Genomic DNA, 21,595 nt, shown 5'->3' on the forward strand with positions numbered 1-21,595 from the left:
CGGCCTGGGACCGGTCTTGAGAACGCGAGCGCGTGACTCCGTTTCCGTGGACCCGGATAGCGCCCACCCCGCCCCGCCCCGCCCAGGTCATGGACATGCCGGGGGCCGCCTCGGACTGCGTCAGTACTGCGAGCGGGACGGCTTCCATGTCACTCCGTACTCCTTGGACAGGAGGCGGGAGGCGGCGCCCGCCCGGGTTCGCGCGAAGGAGCCGGCCATCCTCGGCAGGGCGAACTCCTGGACGTACATCGCCTCATTCATGAGGACGGACAGCAGGCCGCCGCGCCGCGGGATCCGCTGCCGCTCACCGTGGGACTTCCACTCCGTACCCGCGTCCGCGGCGGTCAGGTGTCAGTCACACGCCGCGCCTGGAGTACCTGGAGGTGCGGCCCCTTTCGAGCGGTCCCCAGGACCTCCGCCTGCTTCCGAATCTCCGCCTGAGCCCGACTCAGAACCAGCGTCACCGTATTTGACGCCAGTTGGGCGAAATGTGCCCCGGCGGTCCGCCAAAACTGTTCCGCGGGCGACCGGTCGGTGCGCGCCGACCAGGGGCGGCTGCGGTCGGCCGTTGGGACGGCAGGGCCGAGACAGCGCCGCCACCGGGGTTTCTGTGCCCCGCGAAGCGGGGACTCGGCCCCCGCGCCGCGAGGAAGCGGAGGCGGGTGGACGCGCCGGTCATGGAGGGGGGCGACGCGCACAGTGATGTGGCGTGACTGCCGACGGCAGGCGACGGGACCGCGGGACGGATGAAGTGGGCGGCGAGGAACGCCGTTCGGCGTGCCGGACGCGGTGCCGTCGATAGGGCAAGATCGAGTGAAGCCTTTGTGGGTGTGCCTGCGGGGAGGTGAGAACGGTGCCCAATGACGACGAGCTCAGCAGCGAAGACGCTGAGCAGGAGACCCTTGTCCGGCGGGCCCGGATCGCCCGCGAGCTCATCGACAGCGTGCGAGGGCTGTCACCCGCCGACGTGCCCGACGCGCTGTGCCGTGCCTGTATGACGCTCCTGCCGGATGTCTCGGGGCTGTCGGTGTTCGTCCAGGGCAAGGACGTGGACACGGGGGTCGTGCTCTGTGCGAGCGACCGCGTGGCCGCGCGGCTCGCGGAGATCCAGTACACCCTCGGTGAGGGTCCGTGCATGGAGGCGGTCCGGTTGCGGGCCCCGGTGTTCGCGACGGATCTGACCCGCGCCCCGGATGCCCGCCGCTGGCCACTGTTCTCCGTTCAGGCGGCCAAGGCCGGCGCGGAGGCCGCCTTCTCCATTCCGTTGGCGGGCAGCGTCGGACAGCCACTGGGCACCCTTGACCTGTACCGGGACACCGCGGGCTCGCTGAGTAGTGATCATGTGCGCACGTCTCTGCTGGTCGCCGATGCCGTCACGCTGGCCGTGACAGCCCTTGATCACACTTCTATGGGCCCGGAAGGAGTCGTAACGTGGCTTGAGGGGGTGGAGTCCGACCGGGAGGAGATCCACCAGGCCACTGGAATGATCATGGTGCAACTGGGAGTGACTGCCGCGGAGGCCGTCCTGCGTCTCCGTGCCCGGGCCTTCGCGCAGAGCCGCACCTCTACCGAGATCGCGCGGGCCGTCATCGACCGCACCACGGACATGCGTCTTGACTGAACCACAAGCAGTACGTGCGACGACACCGCCGGGGAGGCGAGCATGAACCGCGAGCGACAGCTGGCGAAGGCGTTCGTCGACCTGGCGGACACCTATGCGTCCGAGTTCGATCCACTGCACCTTTTCAACCGCCTGGTGCACACCTGCGCAGAACTACTGGAGGTGGATGCGGCGGCGGTGATGATCGCTGACGCGCGGGGCAGTCTGAAGACGTTGGCCGCCACCAATGAAGAGGCCGCTTTCGTCGAGTTGCTTCAGACGCAGACGGGCAGCGGCCCCTGCATGGACTGTTACCGCACCGGTGAGGCCCGCAGCGTCCCCGAGATCACCGCCGAGCGTGAACGCTGGCCGAGACTGGTCACCGCCATGACCGACGCCGGATACCGGTCCCTGCAGACCGTTCCGGTCCGCCTCCATGAACGCCCTCTGGGCGGCCTCACCCTGTTGAACACCCGTGCCGGTGCCATGCCCAACGACGACGCCCACCTCGCACAGGCGTTGGCGGACTCCGCCGCGCTGGCCCTGATGCACTGGTCCACCGAACCGGCCCGAAGCGACGACGTCATCACCCGTGTGCAGAGCGCCATCGCAGTCAAGGCCGTCCTGGAGATCGCCAAGGGCATGATCGCCGAGTACGCGGGCGGGACGATCGCCGAGGCCGGGCAGCTCCTGTCCGACTACGCGAGCCGCCACCGGGTCAGTCTCGCCGAAACCGTCCACGCCCTGGTCAGCCGCACCATGGACCCGACCGTCATCCTCAACGCGCGGGAGCTCAACTGAGCTCGTGCGGGAGCTCGACCGGGCAGCGGCGCGACGGCGCGAACGCCACGCCGTGGACGGGTGAGCCGGCTTGTGGACTCCGTCCGGGGCCCGGCATTGAGCATCCTGGCGGCCAACCCGGGGGAACCTGAAATCAGGCCCTCCGAACCGTGTACGTCCTGTCGCAAGCCGTGAACGAAGCCGTGAACGAAGCCGTGAACGAAGCCACGCATGCACGCCGAGCGTGCGTCGCGTGTGAGACCTGTCGAAGGGGGTCAGAAGTAGAGTCTGCAACCTGGGGAGGCTGACGTGTTGCGTGATCGGATCGGACTGGCCGAGGCGCTGGCAGCGGCTGAGGACGCCGCGCCGGTGGACTCCCTCGACGTCGTGGCACGCAATCTGCGTGACCGGTTCGGTGCGCGGTACGTGTCGTTCCTGTTCGTCGATGTCGTCGGCCGCCGTCTGCTGCGGGTCAGCGAGAACGGGGCCACAGAGCACGGGCGTCGCGCCGAACAGGTTTCTCTAGCGGGCAGCAGTGTCTACGACGAGGTCCTGCACACGCAGAAGCTGGTGCGGGCTGCGGAGGGTGAGCAGGGACTTCGGATACTGGCCCCTGTCACGAACCGCGGCGACGCCATCGGGGTTCTGGAGCTGTTCCTCACCCAGGTCACCGAGGAGGTGCTGGAGCAGGTCGAGGAGGCCGCGCACGCGCTGGCGTACATCATCGTCACCGACCGCCGCTTCACCGACCTCTACCACTGGGGCAACCGGACGACCACGGTCAGCCTGGCGGCGGAGATCCAGCGCCAACTCCTGCCTTCGGCCGCCGCCTGCGAAGCCCCTGAGTTCGATCTCGCCGGCGCCCTGGTCCCGGCCTCCGACATCGCCGGTGACACCTATGACTACTCCCTCGACCAGGACACGCTGCACCTGTCGGTCACCGATGCCATGGGCCACGATGTCGACGCCTCGCTGATGGCGACCCTCCTGGTCAACGCCTCCCGGGGTGCCCGCCGCGCCGGAAGCGACCTGGCCGAACAGGCCCGCCAGACCCACCAGGCGCTCCTCGACCACGGCCGGCGCACCTTCGCGACCGGCCAGCTGGTGCGCATCGCCCTGGACGGGACCGGCGCCCAGCTCGTCAATGCCGGCCACCCCTGGCCCCTGCGGCTGCGCGACGGCAGGGTCGAGGAGCTGTGCCTGGCCGTGAACCTGCCCTTCGGGGTCGTCGGGCAGGGTCCGTACCAGGTGCAGGATCTCGACCTGCGTCCCGGCGACCGCCTCGTGCTCTTCACCGACGGCATGCAGGAACGCGAAGCGGAGACCGTCGACCTGCCCGGCCTCATGCGTGACACCGCCGCCGAACACCCGCGCGAGGTCGTGCGCACCCTGATTGCGGCGGTGGCCCACGCGTACCACGGTGGGCAGCCGAGGGACGACGCCACCGTCCTGTGCCTGGACTGGCGCGGCCCCCAAGGGCTCTCGCGTCCTGTGCGGTCTTCGCGTCGCTCGAAGGGGCGTCTCGCTGTACCAATTCCGGGCACGCACAGTGGAGGATCCACCGAGCCGGACCGAACGCGTGACGCCGCAATGGCCGGTCTTGAACAGCAGAACGATGAACTGCGGCATGCGGTCGATTCCCACGCGACGGTCGACCGGGCCATCGGCGTTCTCGTCGCCGTTCACGGCATTCCGGCGGCAGCCGGCTTTGACGTGCTGCGCGAAATCTCTCAGCACACCAACATCAAACTGCACTTGATCGCGGAAGCGCTGATTGCTTGGGCGTTGGGCGAGCCACTGCCGGAGTCGGTGCGCAAGGAGCTGGACGCATCGGTACAGCGGCGCTCACCTGGAGACGCACCAGGCGGCCGGCCCGGCTGAGGGCGGCCAAGAGCTCTCATCCGAGTACATGGGCCCTGCGTACATGCGCCGCAGCGGTGCGCTTCCGGGCACCGCCGCGGGCTGAGCATCGGACGTTGATCAGAGCGGTGGCGCTGGTGAGCGGCCCCCCGGTGGCCCCCGTGTGGCCCACGCCCCCGAGCAGCGCCCGCGCCCGGTACGCTGTACCCGCTCCACCCCAGGTGGGCCGGGGCGTAGGTGGGTTGCCCGAGCGGCCTAAGGGAACGGTCTTGAAAACCGTCGTCGCAGCGATGTGACCGTGGGTTCAAATCCCACACCCACCGCGCAGGTCAGAAGCGTGCAGGTCAGAAGGGGTGCCTCTCACTGAGAGGCACTCCTTCTCTGTTCAGCCTGTCTCACCCTGAGTCGGGTTGTCCCACCCTTGACCAGTGCGTGCGGCCAACCTGTGGCCAAACGGCAGGTGCCATATGGCCTGGTCAGGCACCCTCGGCCAGCGCGGCATCAATCATCTGGTTCGACACCGTCTGTTGGCCGCGAAGGATCTTCGCGTAGAAGCGCCACAGCACCGCCGGACTGTGACCGGCACGCCGCGCGACTTCCACCGGATCGACGCCCGCTTTGATCCACAGCGAGACCCCGGCGTGCCGGAGCGAGTACGGGACGTCTGCGAGGGGGGTGGCCGCTTCCTCGGGTGTGAGGGCAGCCTTTCGGGCCTGTTGCCACAGGTCGGTGTACTCGTTGGACCCGATACGACCACCACGGGGTGCACGGAAGAGCCGACCATCCGCCGCCGTACCGAACCGCTCCAAGTGAGCGCGGAGCATCGCGACCAGCGTGGGCGGGATCGGCACGGGACGCGTGGCCTTACGAGCCCGCCGCTTCAACCCTCGTTCGTCGAACGAGCGGCCATCGTCGGTCCACCCCTTGCCGACCTCTGGTCGGCTCTGTGTGAGTACCAGCTCCCCCCAACCCTCAGCAGGGAGCTTGCAGTTCCGCCGCATGAGCGAAGCCACTTCGGAGGGGCGCATCGCGGCGTAGTAGAGGCAGCCAAAGAACGCGTGCAGATGTGGGCCGCGCACGTCGGCATCCCGTACAGCGTCGATCAGCCGTCGCGTCTGCTGTGGGTCCGGCACGTACTGAAAGTCCACCTCATCCGTGGTGTCCGGCGCTGCCCAGTCGATTCGTCCCAAGGGGTTCGCAGGAAGTACCTCCCGCTCGACCGCGTACCGCATGGCGTTGCTGAAGACCATGCGCTTACGCCTCATGGTGTTGTCCGCCGCACGCTTCCCGTCCAGCCGCTTGGACAGAGCAGTCAGGGCACGGCGGATGTTGTCCGACTCGGCAACCTCGATCACCTTGAGCGAGGCGCCGGCCACCCAGTCCAGGGCACTGCGGATCTCGTGCGGAACGTCGTGATCGGCATCCTTAAGTGCCTGATGTTCCCCGTTGTCCCCGAGAGCGACTCTGAACGCCCATCCCTGGAGAGCGCGGCGCAGGACGGCTGAGTCCGGTGCCCCGCGGGAGGTGGAGACGAGCGCGACCGTCAGAGCAGTCAGAGCTTCGGCGATGCCAGCACGATGCTTGGCGGACGCGTTGGGCCACTTCATGAGCGCGTACGCACAGGCGTGTTCGTACCAGGTCGGAGACGTCGCCTCCCGGAGCTCCGAAACGGGAAGCCCCGTAGCGACGTCGAACGCTTCACCAGCGCCAACCGCGGTGACGAGTTTCGAACGGCGGGCGTCCGCGAGGGTCTTGGTAGCAAAGGGCTCTTGGCAGACCTTGCCCGCCACGGTCCAACGCACCTGGAAGGGCGCTGACTTGCTGTCGCGGCGGCGGATACCCCAGATCCGCACGTTGTGGCTCTTCATTGATCACCTCATGACGGAGGGGACCGCCGGAGCGGTCCCCTCAACGGGCGTTCGGATGATGTGGCGTCGAATCAGGCGGCGCGCTGGTCGCAGCTCGCCCACCACGCGTCCAAGTCGGCGCGGTTTACGCGGATCTCGCCGTTGGGGAGCTTCTGGAGGCGGGGCGCCTGGCCACGGGCGCGCATGCGGTAGAACGCGGCGCGGCTCATGCGGATCTCTGCGAGGACTTCACGGAGCTTGAGCTTTTGAGGGCGGGCCACGGCAGGACTCCTTGGGATGAGGAGAGGGTGGGGTGTGGTTGGTGTCACATTGCTGTGGGTCGCGACCCATCGCGGCCCAAGCCTGTGACCTGCGGTTTTGTGGGGTCTCTGTGTGGCCCATCGCGGCCCAGCCGTTCAGGGCGTGGGCCGCGATGGGTCGCGATGAGGTGTGGGTAAACCCGCAGGTCAGGGACTGTGGGCCGCGATGGGTCGCGACCCGGCGGATTGTGGGCTCAACCGCTGAGGGCGATCCCGTGGTAGGTGGCGATCCGCTCGCCGGAAGGGGCCCGGGGGCGGGTGCGGTTGAGCTGCGGGACGACGGAGAGCAGGTTGCGGCCGAAGACTTGCTTGGTGCCGGCGCGGACGCCGTTGTCCTCGGTCCAGTCGCGCCACACGTTCCACAGTTCGTCCACGGCGACGGTGCACGCCGGTCCGGTGGTGCAGCGTTCGCGGATGAATGCGCTGGTGGGTGAGGCGGTGTCCCGGATGGTGGTGATGGCTTCGCGGCTGGAGGGTGGTTCGGTGATCCGTCCGTTGCGCTGGAGACGCGCGAGTCCGTCCAGGGCCCAGTTGAGGATGCCGGGCATCTCCGCGGTGAGCCGGTCGGTGAGGGTGGGATCTTCCTTGCCGAGCCACGACATGCGCGTGCTGAGCAGGACGAACCGGTTGGCGATGACGCCGGAGGAGTCCCCGAAGTGCGGCAGTTCGTTGGACAGGATCATCAGCCGCGAGGGCACGCGGCCGGTCCACGGTTCGCGGTACTTGCGGTCGATGTCGATCGTGTCGTCCCCGGAGATCGTCAGCAGCCGTTCCACGACCTGGGTGTTGTCGTTCCCGGACAACCGGGCGTCAGAGATGATCGCCAGCGATTTGCCGATCAGGGTGGACAGACCGAAGTTCGTCCCCAGACCGGCCAGCGTCGGCCCGGCCAGATTCTCCTTGCCGACCAGCGCTTTCATCACCCGGGCGATGGTGCCCTTCCCCGAGCGGGACGGACCGACGATGAGAAGAATCTTCTGCTGATCGGTGCGCCCCGACAGGACGTAGCCGAACCACTCCTGAAGTGCTGCGATGGCGTCCGGATCGTCGCGCCAGATCTGCGTGAGGAAGTGGTGCCAGGTGGGTGCGCTCGCGTCGGGGTCGTAGGCGAACGGAACGGACACGATGTTGAAGAACTCCGGCCCGTGCGGCAGCAGGGCCCGGTCCCGGATCCGCAACAGTCCGTTCTCGCAGGCGACGATGGGGCCTTCGTCGCGGCCGGTGTCGCCCTGGTCGTCGACCCACGCTGGGGCGTCGGTGTCGGTGGGCAGCAAGGTGATCGATCCGAGCGCATCGAGCAGGTTGCCGATCTTCTGCTTGGTGGGTGCCCAGTCGCGTTCCTCGCTCTGCCCGTCCTTGCCGGGGGCCCGGTAGGTGGCGTGTTCGAGGCGGGTGTACATCGCTTTGCGGATCTGTGCTTCCTCCGCCTCACGCCAGCAGGAACCGTTCCACCGCATCCACGAGGCACGCCAGCGCCGGAAGAGCAGCCGTCCGTCCTCGGTCTGCCAGTCCGGCAGCAGCCGGCGGGCCACGGCCAGCGGGTTGGTGGGCGGGGGAAGTTCCTCGGATTCGGTCATGCGGCGGTCCTCCCTTCCAGGAGCGAGAGCGGGGCGGGTGTGCCGGTGCAGGCGCTCTTGTGCGCTTCGTAGTCGCCGACCAGGGCGGCCACGGCGCGCGGGCCGGTCGCCGTGCGGGTCAGTCCGCAGGTGCAGGCGTAGGCGGCGTAGGGGGTGTCGCCGTGGCGTGTGGACCAGCGGGTCCCGTCGTCGTGGGAGCGGTAGACGGGCGGGGCGTAGATGCGGATGCCGGGCCGCTCCGGCGTGGGGTCATCGCCGTTGCCGCGTCCCTGGCCGGTCGGGAAGCGCTTCGAGCGGGGAAGGACTGAAAGGACGCCCTGGCGGGCGGCGACCTTCGGTTCGCCCACGCACGGCCGCGGCGAGCCCTGTACGGCGCCCTGAGGGGTGTTCGTGGGGTTATCTGATGATTTGGTCATGCGGCGCGCCCCTGTGCCGTCTGGAGGCCGTTGGTGACGGCGCGGCGGGCGTAGGGCTCGGGGACGCCGACCAGGACGGCGGCGGCCACGATCTCTTCCCCGATCACCGTCAGCCCGCAGGGTCCGGGGCACTGTTGGTGCTGGACGGCGACGAACCGTGCCACGCCGAACGCCTGTGATCCGGCGCCGGATTCGGTGCGGTCGCGCACGAGGGTGAGGCCGCGTTCCAGGCCGGTGCGGACGAACTGCTCCGTGTGGCGGCACCCAGTGGCGACGGTGCGGTCCCAGGTGGCGCGTCCGGGGAGGGAAGAGACCACCTTGCCCGGGGCGGGGGTGGTGTCTTCCTTCACGACCAGCGCGCGGACGTAGTCCGGCAGGGACGCGATACGGCCGACGCCGGGGCCGAGCCAACGCACATACTGCATCGACGACTTGATGTCCACGCCAGGCCGGGCCGCGTTGGACGACGGCATGACGCCCTGGTAGATCCAGTGCTCACCCCTCGTGGTGGGCACGGTCCGGGTGGCGGGCAGCGTGGCGCGTGCCCATGCGATGGCTTCCGCGTTGTCGAGGTCGACCACGGTCACTCCTGCCCCTGCGGGGTGGTAGGCGACTGCCACGGCCTGCCGCCATGCCTGTGCCCATGCGGGCGAGGTGAGAACCCGCGGGTCGGTGGTGGCGGCGGCCCACGCGTGGCACGGGGCGGGGCAGTGGCAGGGGCCCGCGCTCTTCATGTTCGGCCGCCCGCCGCACGCGTTCTTCGCGCAGGTGCGGCAGTTGCCGAACGGCACCTTGCCCGCCCGCAGGGGCAGCGGCGGCACACCTGCCGTCGCGAGGCTCAGCGCGGTCCGCAGGTGGTCACGGATGGCGGTCATGCGGCGGTCCTCCCTTCGAGGGTGAGGAACTGTGCAGCGATCCACTGGGAGTAGGCGGGGGGTACGGCCTTGCGGGCTTCGAGGTTGGTCATCCAGGTGCAGCCCATGGCGTCGGCGTAGGCGCGCTCGCCCTTGTGGGCGAAGGCGAGCAGGTCTTTGCGGTGCCAGCACGGTGCGACCAAGTCCCCGCCGCCGCCCCACGAGGTCTCGAAGACGCGGTGGCGGCGGACAGAAAGCCCGAACTGGGTTCCGCACAGCAGGTAGTCCGGCCGCAGCAGGCCCGCAGTCGCGGTCTCGGGAACGTTCTCAATGACCCAGGGCCGTCCGGTCGCCTGCATGACCTGCCGTCCGGGGCCGATCAGGTCGGGATGACTGTCGGGGTTGCCGCGCCATTTGGTGACCGTCGCGTAGCGCTCGCACGGCCAGGAGCCGTGGACCAGGTCGAAGGTGTGGCCGTGTGCGGCGACGTAGTCGATGCCGTCGGCCTGGACGAACGGGAAGGGGTAGTTGGGCTGCGGGCGGATGTCGACGCCCACGATGTCGAAGCCGGCGAGGTAGTAGCCCATGGACAGGCCACCTGCTCCGCAGCACACGTCCAGCAGCCGCAGCCCGTTCGGGCGCCGCAGGGGCAGCACGCGCGCGCTCATGCCGCCGCCTCCAGGACCCGAGTAAGCGCGGTGAGGGCGGCGGTGCCGATGTGGTGGGTGTAGGCGGGCGGGATGCATTCACGGATGCCGTCGCGGTTCATCCACTCCACGCCCATGACGCGGCGGGCGAGGGTGACGCCGGAGAAGTTGCCGACGAACTGCCCGTAGTGGCCGCGGGGGATCGGGCGGCCCATCTTGGCCTGCGGCACCAGGTGCACGGGATGGGCGACCTGGTGGAGGGTGAAGCCGCCGCCGGTCTCGAAGTACCGGTGCCGGTAGGTCTCCACGCCGAACATCGGCCCGCACAGCATCACGGGCTCACGGAGCTTGGGCAGCGCGCCCCGGACGTTCTCCAATACCCACGGGCGCCCGGTCGCTTCGAGGGCGGTGCGGGTCGGGCCGATCAGGTCGGGATGCTCGTTCCCGCGGAGTCGCTGGCAGTCGCTGTCGAACTGGCAGGGGGGAGAGGCGTGGATGAAGTCGAACGCGGCGCCGTGTGCGAGGACGAACGCGATCGCATCCGCCTGCACGAACCGGAAGGGGTAGCGCGGCTGCGGGGCGATGTCGACGCCGGTCACGTCAAAGCCTGCGTCGGCGTAGCCCTTGGCGCCGCCGCCCTGGCAGCAGAACAGGTCCAGCAGGCGCGGCCTGAGGGGTCGTCCGATCGTTACGGGGTGGGTCATCCTGGTTGTCTCCAGTTCTGTGATGGACGGAGACCGGAGCGGGCCGCTGTCTTTGGCGAGAGGTCGGCCTGCTCCGGGCAAGTACCGGTGAGACGTGGGGGGTTGGGCCGGGATCCTTGGTTCTGCGGCCTGACCGGTTGTCAGTGCGGCCGACTACTGTGTCTGGCCAAACCGGGCGAGCAGGCCCGGGAGGAGAACCAGACAGGGGGCGGGCAGTCATGGCGACTGCATGGTTTGTGCTGGCGGTCGGCGCAGAGCGCACGCACGGGGGAAACGACGGCTACGACGACGATCCGGCCCGGCATTACAGCTGGGACAGCACCGTTCCGCAGCACGCCAACTTGGCCGAAGGCGACGTGATCGCCTTGTGGGACAAGAAGAAACTGCTCGGTGCGTCAGTGATCGAGCGGATCGAAACCGGCAGCGAGATCAAAAGCACCTACTACCACCGCAAGTGCAACAAGGCGTCCTTCAAGCCGCTGAAAACAGGCAATCAGCGGTGGTGGTGCGCTATCTGCCGGGAGCCGTTCAACGATCCGGGCACCCGGACTAAGCCGGTCACGACGTACCGGTCCCACCACCGCAGGGCCTGGCAGGGCCTCAGCGGCATACTCACGGGGGGCCAGGTGCGGGCCCTGTGCGACAAACCGGCATCACAGCACGCCATGCGGCCCGCCCGGTGGGAGAAGGTACGCGCGGCCCTGGAAGAAGCCGGCGCGCACCTGCCCGCGGGCGTCACCGACGGAGCCCGCGCCGTCATCCGCGGAGGACACCGCCGCGCCACCGTAGAAGTCCGCCTTGGACAGGCGCTTTTCCGGAAGCAACTGCTCGAAGAACAAGGCGAAGTGTGCGCGTTCAGCGGCCCTGCCCCCGCCGCCGCACTGGAGGCCGCTCACCTCTACAGCTTCGCCGAAAGCGGCGAGCACCATGAATACGGCGGCCTGCTGCTGCGCCGCGACCTGCACCGTCTGTTCGACCTGGGCCGCATCACCGTGGACCCCGACACGGCCACTCTGGACGTCAGTGAGGACGTCCAGGGCTACCCGCTGTACGGACTGCTGCACGGCCAGCCCCTCGCCCGTACCCTGCACCCGCAACATCGCGTGTGGCTCGGAGCCCACTGGGATATCCACCGTCCGGACAAGTAGCCGCACGGCATTGCTTCTCGCGGCACCGTCAGCCGCGGAAGTGGTTGTGTTTGATCACGGCCTTGCGGATGTTCACGGTCGTCCCGCCGCTGTGACCGCCGCCGGTGAAGATCTGCACGGCGACCCAGCCGCCGAAGATCACGGCCGCGAGGGTGATGAGTTGGGTGATGAGCGCGGTGAGCGCGGCGATGAACGTGGTCAGCAGGATCAGTCCGCCGCACACCGCGAGGAACCCGACCCCGCCCAACGCGACGTTGACCGCTGTACGCGAGACGGCCGGTTTGGCTGCGAGGGGTTCGGGCTGCACGGGGCTGATCGCGTAGCCGGTGACGACCCGCCCGTCGGGCAGGACGACGCTTGCCACGGACGGGACCGTGGTCAGCTGCATGGGCATGAGCGGCGCGGCTTGCGGGTGGGTGATGGGGGTGGGCTGGTGGACGGTCACGGCCCGTTCGGCGGGCAGGTGACCGGGGTGTTCGGGGTGCATGCGGAATCCCTTCCGGCAGTGGGTCAGGGAGGTTGCGGCACCCCCTTGGGGGTGCGCTGTGGAGGGGGTTTCAGGGGTCTGACCTGCGGTGCCTCCCTGCCTCCCTGAACGATCATTTGTGCAGGTCAAGGCAAGGGAGGCGAGTTAGGGAGGGGTTCAGGGAGTTCTCCCTGCCTCCCTGACCCGCCACCGGTCGACTCCCTGTCACTCGGCGGCGGAAGCGGAACCGTCGGTGTCGCGGTTGGCGAGCGCACGCGCGAGCCGGTCACGGCTGACGACCATGACTCCGTCGGACTTGTAGGGCTCGGCTCCGGTGCCGTCGAGGACGCGCTTGAGGTCGATGAACGACCAGCCGCCGTAGGCGTCCGCGTTGAGCGTGCCGAGCCTCGACAGCACGTCCTTCGTGCGCACCCGCTCCGCCGTGCCGACCACCGACGCGATGTCCGCGAGCGGGTCGTGTTCGGCGCCCCGCTCGATGACGTGCAGGGTGGTGACGCCGTCGCGCATGGCTTTGGCCCGGTCGGCGATGGCGACCGCTTCGTCGTCGTCGATGTAGTGCGTGCGGATCGTGAGGGACGCCTGTCCGGCGGGAATGGCGATGCCGTCGGACGCGACGACCAGGGTTCCCTTGTCCAGGCCCTGACGGAGCAGGTGCGGTGCGGCCCCGCCTTCCACGGCCTTGTCCCCGAGCGCCATCTTGGCCTGTGACTCGGTGCCCAGGACCAGGGATGCGCGGGTGTGGGCACCCTCGCGGACCAGCTTGGGAAGGTTCTGGTCGGTGGGGTCCTGGGTGCCCTCCCACAGCGTCACGTTCACGGCGCGGCCCTGGTTGTGGACCTTGCGGACAGCCATGAAGTAGCGGGAGGTGGCCTTGGACCCGCCGTAGGGGTTCTTGTCGGCGTCCTTGAGCGGGCACATGAACGCGACCTGCGCCTCGTCCACGATGCCGACCAGCGGCAGGAACACGGTGCCGGGAGGCGCCTGGAGACGCCGTTCCATCTCCGTGACCAGACCTTCCACCATCTCGGTTGCCTGGATGACGTGCTCATCGGTCGGCCCCTGGATGAGCAGGGAGGCAAGTCCGTCGAACATGGCCCAGTCGCCGGCGCCCTTCAGGTCGGCGATCCGGAACTCAACCGACTTGTCGAGTGCGAGCCACAGGGCGAGTGCGCGCAGGGCGGCGGTCTTGCCCTGGTTGGACAAGCCCGTGATCAACAGGTGTCGCTGGTAGACGCTCAGCGCGGCGGCGTCCCCACGCAAATCCTGCCCCCAGGGTGCGCGGCCCTTGGCGTAGTCGGCCGTCATCGTCTCGTCCGTGACCAGCGGCGACGGACCGATCGGCTCATCCAGCGCCCCGGAATCGGCTACCCACAGCCGGACCGTGCGCGCGGCCTGGGGGATGTTGATGAACACCTCGTGCTCATGCCTGGTCAGGTTCTCCGCGAGCTTGCGCCGCCGGTTCTGCACCTCGATCGTCGACACCCCCGAGGGCAGCGTCACGTCGACTTCCACGCCGCATCCAGCAATCCGGATCGGACCCAGCATCGACGCGCCGGCATCCCCCATGTCCTTGATGGCGTTGCGCAGAGCGGGCACTCCGAGGTCGCGCAGGGCCTTGACCACAATCGAGGGGGTGATCGGTTCGCCCTCGCCGTTGCGGACGTTGTCGGGCATCGACCATGCCGGGGCGGCCTGCTGCTTGCTGCCGACCGCCCACAGCGCGAGCAGCGCGAGGAACGGACCGATCGTCAGCGCCGGTCCCCAGACGACCTGAACGATGGTGATCAGCAGGTTGATGAAGTCGACCACGGCCATCAAAGGCGTGACGACGTGCGTGACGTCCTTCGTCGCAATCGCCATCACGATGCCGAGGGCGACCAGCGAACCGATCCCCATCCCCGTCCCGACCAGCACACCCTTGGCCGCGTCGATCGGGGAGGTGAGCAGGTCCATACGGCGGCGGTGCCGCGCGTCACGGAAGCGCTGCCCACGCTCCTCCCACTCCGCTGCCACCTCGTAGTTGCCCTGCGCTTCGGCCGCACGCAGCAGGCGTTCGTAGCGGGCGGCGGTGCGCCCGTCCCAGGCCCGGCGGGCCGCAATCCGTGCTCCGCCGGCGATGTAGAGGCTGTGGCGGGCGAGTGCCCGGGCGCCGGTCTTGGTGCGGTCGTGGGTGATCGCGTTCTTCACGGCGCGGCCGGAGCGCACCCACAGCGGCACCACGGGAGAGGCCGGCGGGTCGGGGACCACCGTCAGTGTGGTCACGGACGCGACCGGGGCAGGGGGATTGGTGTCTTCGCGCAGGTCAATGACGTTCTCGGACATGCTTGAGGTCTCCTCGACTCCCCCAGGTCCGGGGGCGGTAAGGGCAAAGGGCTGTGGGGTGGGCCGCCCCGGGCTGTGAGGCGCGGGGCGGCGGGTCAGGCAGCGGCGGCGGGAACGATCTGGCGGGCGAGGTGCTCCTTGCCGTGCGCTTCGCGTTCGTCCTGCTCAAGCAGGTGCAGGAACTCGCGGGCCTGTCGGCGGGACTGGCGCTCGATACCCAGGGCGTCGCGCTTGTCGCGCACGAGCCGCTCGACGACGTCCTTGCGGCTGAACTGCATGGCGTGCACGAGTTCGTGGACGAGGGTCACGGCGAACTCGCCCTCGTCGCGGTGCTTGTCGGCGATGACCAGCACCAACGCGCTCCCGTCGGGGCGTGGGATGGCGCAGGCGAGGGCGCCGCGGGCTGTCCACTTCGCCTCGCGCTCGGCCTTGGAGGCCGCTTTGCGGTCGGTGGTGCCGACCAGGGCCAGCGTGGCGGCGGCGGTCAGTTCGGCCATGCCCCGTTCGGTGGTCAGGGTGACCTCAACGTCGGGCATCCGGCCGGGCACGGCCCGGTTGACGATGCGTACGGCTTCGGTGGTGAGGCGTTTGGCGGTGCGGAGGGTGGCGCCGTATCCGGGGAGTTTGTGCGTGCTCACGGTGATCTTCACACGTGTCTCCGTCTCGGATGTCCGCAGGTCAGGAGGGGAGGTGGGCGAGGCAGGTGCCGCACATGCCGAGCGAGGTCGGGATGCAGTACCCGGCGTCCAACTGGCAGCGCGGGCAGGTGCGGCGGGCGAGCATCGCCAACGCGAGCGCACCCCACTTCCGCGACGTCATCGGCCGCACGGGCTTGGCCAGGTCCTCGCGGTACAGGTAGGCGACACGGACCGTGCCGCGCCGCCGGTTGACCCGCATGACCTGCGCCTGTATCGGCTGACCCCCCGGACGCAGCCCTCGCGCCCGCAACTGCCGGCGCGAAGCCAGTCCATCGGGGGCGAGGCGCCACGGGTAGGTGGGGACGCCGTGGCGGGCGCCGGTGGGGTCGAAGCACTGGGCGTAGATGCCGGGCATCAGGCGACCATGCGCTTCCACGCCGCCCTCAGGCGGACCTCGGATGCGGAGTGGCCGGCGGCGCGGAAGCGCACGGCCATCTCCCGGTACGACAGGGCGGGCGACTCGCTGTGCCGGATCTCATCGACCAGCGCATCCAGCGCCGCATCGGTGAGGGCGGGTGCCGCTTCCAGCCGGAACGCAGCAACCGGCTCCAACGGGCCCCACACCGGGAGCTCCCAGAGGGGCGTGACGTCGGGCGTGACCCGGCTCGTCACGCTGGTCAGGGCCCTGCCGGTGTCCTCGCCCTCACGCGCTGCTTCCAGCGTCGACCAGGCCCGCGACAGACTCTGCGCGGTCTTGGCCTGGACGCGGGCGACGCGGGCGCCGGCCTCGGTCACGGCCGTCAACCGCGTCTCCTCCGTGGCCGCCTCAGAACGCAACCGGGCGCGGGCCACGGCCGCTTCATCGCGGGCCTCCTGCTGGATACCGCGGATCGCCCCGAGGGCGTTGGGGGTGAGGGCGGTGCGCTCCCACAGTCCGTGGACCAGCCAGAGCGCTTTGGCTGCGATGGGCAGCCAGGCCACGGCCAGCCACGCACCCGGGTTGTCCTCGCTCGTGAGGGCGTGGGCGATCAGAACCCCGGTCGCGACCAGACCGAAGGACCAGCCGACGGCGGTCACGGCGTTGCTCTGGTCGCCCTGCGCGGCTAGGCGGCGTTCGTAGGCGAGGGTGGCGAGCCATCCGCCGTCGATGCCGAGACCGACGATGAGGGCGACGGGCCACGGCATCGCCCCGCCGAGCCACATCACCACCACGGCCAGGGTCAGGACCATGGACACGGCCGTCATCGCGACGGCGGGAAGAACGGTCTTGGCCTTCATGCCGCACCGCCCCGCAGCCGTCGGCCGTGCAGCAGCCACCCGGCGACCTGGAGGGTCCCGCCGGCCGCGATGACGAGCCGCCAAGCCTGCTCGTTTGTCACGAGCAGGCCCACGGTCGCGGCCATCATGACCAGCGCACCCACCACGATCAGGAACAGGGCGAAGCCCTGGGGGGACGAGGTGGTGTTCATGCCGCACCTCCCGCCGCGAGCAGCGCGGCGAGGATGAGCAGCACGCCGCCGGCGCAGGTCAGGTCGACCGCGCGCTTCAGGCCGGTGAACTTGGCGAGCGCGATGCGGGACAGACCTGCAATGTCCGCCGCCTTGTCGGTGGCCAGGACGCTGGTGATCTCCTCAGCGGTGAGCGTCGCCCACAGCGGGAAGCCGTGCCGGCCGCCCAGGTTGGGGCGCACCGACCGCAGCAGCAGACCCGCCGCCGCAACCAGCAGCCCCATCCCGAGACCGCCCGCCACGGCGGCGGGAGCGGTGAGGGGGACGTCTTCGGCGACCGTCCACGAACCGGCGAGCACCGCGCCGACGAACGCCAACAACAGACCGGTCTTGGTGTCGGTCCGCGCAATCTCCGCCTTCACCTCGGCGTGCGCGGCACTCAGGTTCAGCTCCGGGGTACTCACGCGCCCACCCCCGGAATGCGCATCGTGGCCAGGTTCGCCGCCGCGAGGCGAGCGGCCAACACCTTGCGGCGGGCCCGCCGGATACGCCGCGTGTCCACCTCGTTCGGCGTCCGGTCAAGCGCGATGATCTGCGCGTCCAGCAACTCAACTTCCGCCCGGATCACGGGCATCTCGTACGCGATCGCGTCCAGCTCCGCGAACGTCGGCTCACGGTCGAACCCGTCGGCGGTAACAACCGCCTGATCAGTACCGATGTGCTTCATGGGTCGTGATCTCCCTAGACAGGTGGAACGGCCCGAAGCGGCGTCCGGGGTGCAACCCGGACGCCGCGTGCCGTTGGAGTCGTTACCGGCTCCCCACGCCCTCATCCGTACGGCCACCGCAGCAAGCGGGGTCGGACGGATGAGAGAGGCAACCGACGCAGCGTGAGCCGCCGCGAGGCTGATGAGTGGACCGGGGTTACCGCACGGACGCCGTCGGCCGGTCCATCACGGCGACGCCCAAAGCATTCGTTGACGCACGAGAACTCCCGAAGATCGAAGGGACAGGAACCAGCACTGCAAGGGGGACTCACGTCCCCACACGCCGGCCGTTGCTCGCGGTCACCGGGCCACCTCGCCAGTACGGGTCGAAACCCTGTTCCATCTGGCCTTTAGCGGGATTGCAGCGTCCCCGCCCTCTGCATTCGTGCACGTCAAACAGCTACAACCGGCTCTTCCCCAGGCTGCCTAGGGGGGGTTGCCGTGCTGCTTGTTAGGTACCGTAGGCAAGCCAGGGGCTGCGCGCAACCCCCTCTCGCGATACAGTTCGCTAGCCCCCCTAGGCGAGGATTGGATACCTGTGGACGACGACATGAAGCGCGTCTCTGAAATCGCGGTCCCGGTCGACCGGGCCAAGGCAGCGATTGACCTGATGGCGACCTATCAGGGATGGGTTCTGGAGCTCTCTCGAATCCGCCGCGAGGCCATCGAGGAGGCGCAGGCGTCCGGCATGACCCAGGCCGAGATCGCGAAGAAACTCGGCGTGAGTCGCGGGCGGGTCGGGCAGCTCGCATCGGCCGGTCCGCCCCCCGAGAGGGCGTTCTTCGGCACGGGCCTCGTGACCGTGTCCCTCGGCGGCAAGTACGAGGCAGGCAAGAGCCCCGAGCAGAATCCGAGTGCAGTGGTGGTGAGGGAAGACCTCGACAACTTCGAGCACCTGCGCAAGTTGCTGGCGGGCATGAAGCTGGAGGCTCAGTACGAAGTGATCCCGCCATCCGGGATCGTCAACCTGAACCGCGAAGACCACGTGGTCATTTGCGGTCCACGGCTGTCGCCCATCGTCGCTCAGGTGCTGGAAGGGGACGACAACCTGCGGTTTGAGAAGGACCGAGCCTGGCACCTAGTGGACCAGAAGGCCAAGAAGGAATATCGGTCCCCGATGGACGAGACCGGCTCAGCTGAGGACTTCGGATACCTCGGGCGGCTCCCACGGCTGGACGGTCGCGGGACGTTCCTCTACATCGCCGGTATCCACGCCATCGGCGCGAATGGGGTGGTGCACTACTTGGAGAACAACCTCGCCGAGCTGTACCGGGAGACTCGCACTCGCCGCTTCTCCACCCTTATTTCCTGCCGATACGACCCCGAGACACTCGATGTGCTGGAGAGTCGTCGAGTCACCCCGCTGTACCGACACGAGAGCTGAGTATGCGCGTCTGCATTGACACACACCCCGGGGGAGCCAACCCAAACGAGGACTGGGTGGCCGGCACGCCTACCCTCGCCATGGTTCTGGACGGGCTCAGTACGGCAGGTCTGGCCACGGGGTGCCGTCACGGCGTCCCGTGGTACGTCGCCCATCTCGGCGGGCAGCTTGTGAGCACGTTGGCAGACCTGGACCGCCCGCTCGCGGACGGCTTGGCTGACGCTCTCGAACGCGTTGCCGCGATGCATCCCGAGTGTGATCTCAACGCCCCCGGTACGCCATCGGCCACGGTTGCGATCCTCCGGCACGGACAGGAAGCCCTTGACCACCTGGTTCTAGCTGACTCGCCCATCGTTTTCGACGGCTCCAGGGACTACGCGGTAATCACTGATCTCCGAGTGGACAAGGTGCTTCCGGAGCTGAGAGCCGAGGTTGAGCAGCATGAAACTCACACTTCGGGCCACAGGGAGGCCCTGCAGCGCTTCGTACTCGCACAGCGGCAGGTGCGAAACACTACGGACGGTTATTGGGTCGCTGCCTCTAGGCCAGAAGCAGCCGAGCACGCGCTGACCGGTACCACTCCCCTTAGAGAGGTGCACTCGGCTGCCGTCATGTCCGACGGCGTGTCGAGACTCGTCACAGAGTACGAGATGGCGACCTGGTCCGAGGTCTTCACCACACTCCAGGCTGCGGGACCGCGCGAGTTGATCCAGACGGTACGCAAGGTGGAAGCTACCGACCCGACTGGGCGCCGATGGCCACGCTACAAATCCGGAGATGACGCGACGATCGCCTATTGCCAATGGTGACCTGAGCTTTTGCGCGTATCGGATGAGGATCAAGGCTCTCCGATACGTCATCCGCCCCGAATCCATCACTGATTACGGTGCGCTGGCCCGAGGGTCCTCCATGGACAGAATCGCAGGCAGCGCGCCCCTGGCCCGCTGCAAGTTGATGCCAGACGCGCAGCGCCTTCGGTTAAGGCGGCTCGCTCCGCTTCCCGCGCGCGGCCCGGCCTGACCTTGACGCGCATACCGCAGCTGAACTTGGGGCCGCGCTAGCCACGTGTGGCTCGGGTTGAAGGACGTCCGCACCTGCCGTAGCAGGGGCTCCGTAACCAACTGCTCCTGTGCGCGTTTACTCGGTTGAGTACGCCATTCGGGCAGGGACTACCTCTGTTGGGCCTGCCGATCCTCTGGAAGGCCGATAGAGTCTTTAATTCACCGCTCCGTGTACACGTAGTTCACAGTGGCCTGACTGTCACCGCCAATTGCTGTGATTTTCACCTGCCCGTCCTCCATTGAGCCTACGTGGATTTCGATTGGGCCGATTTCGCCTCTGCTATTGGCTCGTGGTGTCACCCCTTTAGTGCCATTGCTGAAATTTACCTCAACGTCTTCCCCTGGTGTGAAGCCGTTTCCCGTCAGGGTTGCAAATTCGCTACCCGGACGCAGGCTCCCCACTACGCTGATCGATGCTAGAGATTCGCGCGCGGTGTCACGAGAGGGATTCGGTGTTCGATCCCCGAGTTCGTCGTCGAGATTGTATGGACTGGGACTTGCCGAAGATTTCGAGTCCACAGATGCTCGGCTAGCGTTGATTGCCAAATTCACCCCGTTGGTCATGAGGCCGACAAGGAGAGTTGCAGCAGCACCGACCAGGGCAATCCTCTCAGCGCGTTTCCGCTCCTTCGCCTCAGTTTTGAGCAAGACATACGAGCTTACACGCCGTTCGATATAAGCGAGGGTGAAGAGACTGAGGAGCGCGAGGGCGGAGCACGTAGTGATGCCGTTCCAGTCGAGACGTCCCGAAGTAAACAGAGGAATGACTGATGCCAGCACCCCAAGGACCAGAAGGCAACGCAGAACTAGGTGTACTGGCCTGGTGAGAGCCTTACTGATCAGCGTGGGCTGAGGGTCAAGGATGCGTGCAATCTCGTCAAGGAAGCCGGGAGCGAAGTAGTCATCTTCCCCCCGCACCTTCATTTCGATCACGTCATACTTAACGTCAATACGAAAGTAGCACCGGTCAGATGTGGCCTCGATGGAAAACTTTCGAACAATAGTGGGCGATCCGGCCGCGCGGACCACAGATTCGAGAGAATTCTTTGTATGTGAATCACTGCTGCCACGGTGTATAGAGAACTCGTAGTGCGCTGGAGCGCGGAACTTTCGCTTCACAACCGTGATGATGTTGTCAAGCTGGTCTTTGGTGATAGTGCGTCCAACGAGCTTTCGCTGAACCGTGCGCGCCATGGACCCCTCGAACCTTTCGTTGTGTCTGGAGAGGTGAAGAGGCGGCCCCAGCTAAGCGACCGCTCATTCAGACGGCTCAGGATGGGCGCTAACACGGCTTACTCTGAGTCCCTGAGGGATTTTACTTCATCCCAAGGCTCGTCGTTACTCCTGCACCTCACCTGTTCACGTTGCCCAAGGATCGTGAATTTGTTTCACTTTCGAACGCTGTTCGGGCTAGGTGAAACGTTCCTTCTCGGGATACGGAAAAGTACTTACATAATATTTCCTTGGCTTTTCAAGTGGCGTGAACATGCCTAAAGCGCGTCAGGAAGCAGGCGTCGCCGGAAAGGTCTCTCCCTGCCTCCCGAAGGGCCTCAGCGAGGGGCAGCTGCTGGCGGGGCGACGTCCAGCCCAGTGGGGGCGCGGCCAACCTCTGGCCAATAGGGTGCATGCGGCACCCTGCAAGAGGGCGCTTCCGCAGGTCACGGCGCGTTGGACTGTGCAGAGCGGACCGGTCTTGAAAACCGTCGTCGCAGCGATGTGACCGTGGGTTCAAATCC

At 67.8% G+C, this 21,595-nt stretch carries 23 protein-coding genes, 1 tRNA gene and 1 pseudogene; 8 read left to right on the forward strand and 17 right to left on the reverse strand.

Annotation, left to right across the window (positions count from 1 at the left end):
* Positions 1–120: 120 nt before the first annotated feature.
* Entirely contained in the window at positions 121–261 is a 141-nt protein-coding gene (locus KUF83_RS25185; RefSeq protein ID WP_217457201.1) for a hypothetical protein, read from the reverse strand.
* A 592-nt stretch (positions 262–853) separates the two neighbouring features.
* On the opposite strand from KUF83_RS25185, the gene KUF83_RS25190 reads away from it, so the two are divergent.
* From KUF83_RS25190 to KUF83_RS25205, 5 genes and pseudogenes are all read left to right on the forward strand, one after another.
* The gene (locus KUF83_RS25190; RefSeq protein WP_217457202.1) at positions 854–1,621 is read left to right on the forward strand and encodes a GAF and ANTAR domain-containing protein; all 768 of its coding nucleotides are present in this window, start codon (positions 854–856) and stop codon (positions 1,619–1,621) included.
* Between the two features lie 42 nt (positions 1,622–1,663).
* Positions 1,664–2,401: a GAF and ANTAR domain-containing protein gene (locus KUF83_RS25195; protein ID WP_217457203.1), complete on the forward strand. Its 738-nt coding sequence runs from the start codon at positions 1,664–1,666 to the stop codon at positions 2,399–2,401.
* A 288-nt stretch (positions 2,402–2,689) separates the two neighbouring features.
* Positions 2,690–3,859 (forward strand): annotated as a pseudogene (locus KUF83_RS25200) (PP2C family protein-serine/threonine phosphatase); the annotation flags it as partial.
* A gap of 111 nt (positions 3,860–3,970) precedes the next feature.
* Positions 3,971–4,261, forward strand: coding sequence for an ANTAR domain-containing protein (locus KUF83_RS42080; RefSeq protein ID WP_254644365.1), 291 nt, complete (start codon positions 3,971–3,973; stop codon positions 4,259–4,261).
* 215 nt (positions 4,262–4,476) lie between these two features.
* A tRNA-Ser gene (locus KUF83_RS25205) sits at positions 4,477–4,563 on the forward strand.
* Positions 4,564–4,716: 153 nt separating this feature from the next.
* Here KUF83_RS25205 and KUF83_RS25210 read toward each other — a convergent pair.
* The 7 genes from KUF83_RS25210 to KUF83_RS25240 form a co-directional block, all read right to left on the reverse strand.
* Positions 4,717–6,108, reverse strand: a complete 1,392-nt coding sequence (locus KUF83_RS25210) for a site-specific integrase (RefSeq protein WP_217457205.1) — start codon at positions 6,106–6,108, stop codon at positions 4,717–4,719.
* Positions 6,109–6,179: 71 nt separating this feature from the next.
* Positions 6,180–6,368 carry a helix-turn-helix domain-containing protein gene (locus KUF83_RS25215; protein WP_217457206.1) on the reverse strand — a complete coding sequence of 63 codons (189 nt, stop codon included), beginning with the start codon at positions 6,366–6,368 and terminating at the stop codon, positions 6,180–6,182.
* 233 nt (positions 6,369–6,601) lie between these two features.
* Positions 6,602–7,984 carry a phage/plasmid primase, P4 family gene (locus KUF83_RS25220; RefSeq protein ID WP_217457207.1) on the reverse strand — a complete coding sequence of 461 codons (1,383 nt, stop codon included), beginning with the start codon at positions 7,982–7,984 and terminating at the stop codon, positions 6,602–6,604.
* Entirely contained in the window at positions 7,981–8,400 is a 420-nt protein-coding gene (locus KUF83_RS25225; protein ID WP_254644335.1) for a hypothetical protein, read from the reverse strand. Before KUF83_RS25225 ends, KUF83_RS25220 begins: the two co-directional genes overlap by 4 nt.
* The gene (locus KUF83_RS25230; RefSeq protein WP_217457208.1) at positions 8,397–9,275 is read right to left on the reverse strand and encodes a DNA primase; all 879 of its coding nucleotides are present in this window, start codon (positions 9,273–9,275) and stop codon (positions 8,397–8,399) included. Before KUF83_RS25230 ends, KUF83_RS25225 begins: the two co-directional genes overlap by 4 nt.
* Entirely contained in the window at positions 9,272–9,922 is a 651-nt protein-coding gene (locus KUF83_RS25235; RefSeq protein ID WP_217457209.1) for a DNA cytosine methyltransferase, read from the reverse strand. Before KUF83_RS25235 ends, KUF83_RS25230 begins: the two co-directional genes overlap by 4 nt.
* Positions 9,919–10,605 (reverse strand): SAM-dependent methyltransferase, encoded by a 687-nt coding sequence (locus KUF83_RS25240; RefSeq protein ID WP_217457210.1) that lies wholly within the window; start codon positions 10,603–10,605, stop codon positions 9,919–9,921. The genes KUF83_RS25235 and KUF83_RS25240 overlap by 4 nt, the downstream gene beginning before the upstream one ends.
* 218 nt (positions 10,606–10,823) lie before the next feature.
* Here KUF83_RS25240 and KUF83_RS25245 point away from each other — a divergent pair, with 218 nt between their 5' ends.
* On the forward strand, positions 10,824–11,753 hold the full coding sequence (locus KUF83_RS25245; protein WP_217457211.1) for an HNH endonuclease: 930 nt from the start codon (positions 10,824–10,826) through the stop codon (positions 11,751–11,753).
* A gap of 28 nt (positions 11,754–11,781) precedes the next feature.
* On the opposite strand, the gene KUF83_RS25250 is transcribed toward KUF83_RS25245, so the two are convergent.
* The 8 genes from KUF83_RS25250 to KUF83_RS25285 form a co-directional block, all read right to left on the reverse strand.
* Positions 11,782–12,240: a hypothetical protein gene (locus tag KUF83_RS25250; RefSeq protein WP_217457212.1), complete on the reverse strand. Its 459-nt coding sequence runs from the start codon at positions 12,238–12,240 to the stop codon at positions 11,782–11,784.
* Between the two features lie 204 nt (positions 12,241–12,444).
* Positions 12,445–14,562: an FtsK/SpoIIIE domain-containing protein gene (locus tag KUF83_RS25255; RefSeq protein WP_217457213.1), complete on the reverse strand. Its 2,118-nt coding sequence runs from the start codon at positions 14,560–14,562 to the stop codon at positions 12,445–12,447.
* A 95-nt stretch (positions 14,563–14,657) separates the two neighbouring features.
* Entirely contained in the window at positions 14,658–15,212 is a 555-nt protein-coding gene (locus tag KUF83_RS25260) for a hypothetical protein (protein WP_217457214.1), read from the reverse strand.
* A 28-nt stretch (positions 15,213–15,240) separates the two neighbouring features.
* Positions 15,241–15,615: an RRQRL motif-containing zinc-binding protein gene (locus KUF83_RS25265; RefSeq protein ID WP_217457215.1), complete on the reverse strand. Its 375-nt coding sequence runs from the start codon at positions 15,613–15,615 to the stop codon at positions 15,241–15,243.
* A complete protein-coding gene (locus KUF83_RS25270; protein WP_217457216.1) occupies positions 15,615–16,478 on the reverse strand; it encodes a protein spdB in 864 nt (287 codons plus the stop codon). The genes KUF83_RS25265 and KUF83_RS25270 overlap by 1 nt, the downstream gene beginning before the upstream one ends.
* Complete coding sequence (locus tag KUF83_RS25275; protein WP_217457217.1) at positions 16,475–16,669, reverse strand: hypothetical protein; 195 nt, start codon at positions 16,667–16,669, stop codon at positions 16,475–16,477. Before KUF83_RS25275 ends, KUF83_RS25270 begins: the two co-directional genes overlap by 4 nt.
* Positions 16,666–17,112, reverse strand: a complete 447-nt coding sequence (locus KUF83_RS25280) for a Pycsar system effector family protein (protein ID WP_217457218.1) — start codon at positions 17,110–17,112, stop codon at positions 16,666–16,668. Before KUF83_RS25280 ends, KUF83_RS25275 begins: the two co-directional genes overlap by 4 nt.
* Positions 17,109–17,375 carry a DUF6284 family protein gene (locus KUF83_RS25285; RefSeq protein WP_217457219.1) on the reverse strand — a complete coding sequence of 89 codons (267 nt, stop codon included), beginning with the start codon at positions 17,373–17,375 and terminating at the stop codon, positions 17,109–17,111. Before KUF83_RS25285 ends, KUF83_RS25280 begins: the two co-directional genes overlap by 4 nt.
* Positions 17,376–17,952: 577 nt before the next feature.
* Here KUF83_RS25285 and KUF83_RS25290 point away from each other — a divergent pair.
* On the forward strand, positions 17,953–18,798 hold the full coding sequence (locus KUF83_RS25290; RefSeq protein ID WP_217457220.1) for a sigma factor-like helix-turn-helix DNA-binding protein: 846 nt from the start codon (positions 17,953–17,955) through the stop codon (positions 18,796–18,798).
* A gap of 2 nt (positions 18,799–18,800) precedes the next feature.
* Positions 18,801–19,607 carry a protein phosphatase 2C domain-containing protein gene (locus KUF83_RS25295; RefSeq protein ID WP_217457221.1) on the forward strand — a complete coding sequence of 269 codons (807 nt, stop codon included), beginning with the start codon at positions 18,801–18,803 and terminating at the stop codon, positions 19,605–19,607.
* A gap of 411 nt (positions 19,608–20,018) precedes the next feature.
* On the opposite strand, the gene KUF83_RS25300 is transcribed toward KUF83_RS25295, so the two are convergent.
* A complete protein-coding gene (locus KUF83_RS25300) occupies positions 20,019–21,053 on the reverse strand; it encodes a hypothetical protein (protein ID WP_217457222.1) in 1,035 nt (344 codons plus the stop codon).
* Positions 21,054–21,595 lie beyond the last annotated feature (542 nt).

This window comes from Streptomyces sp. BV286 (genome assembly GCF_019090165.1).
Classification (GTDB): domain Bacteria; phylum Actinomycetota; class Actinomycetes; order Streptomycetales; family Streptomycetaceae; genus Streptomyces.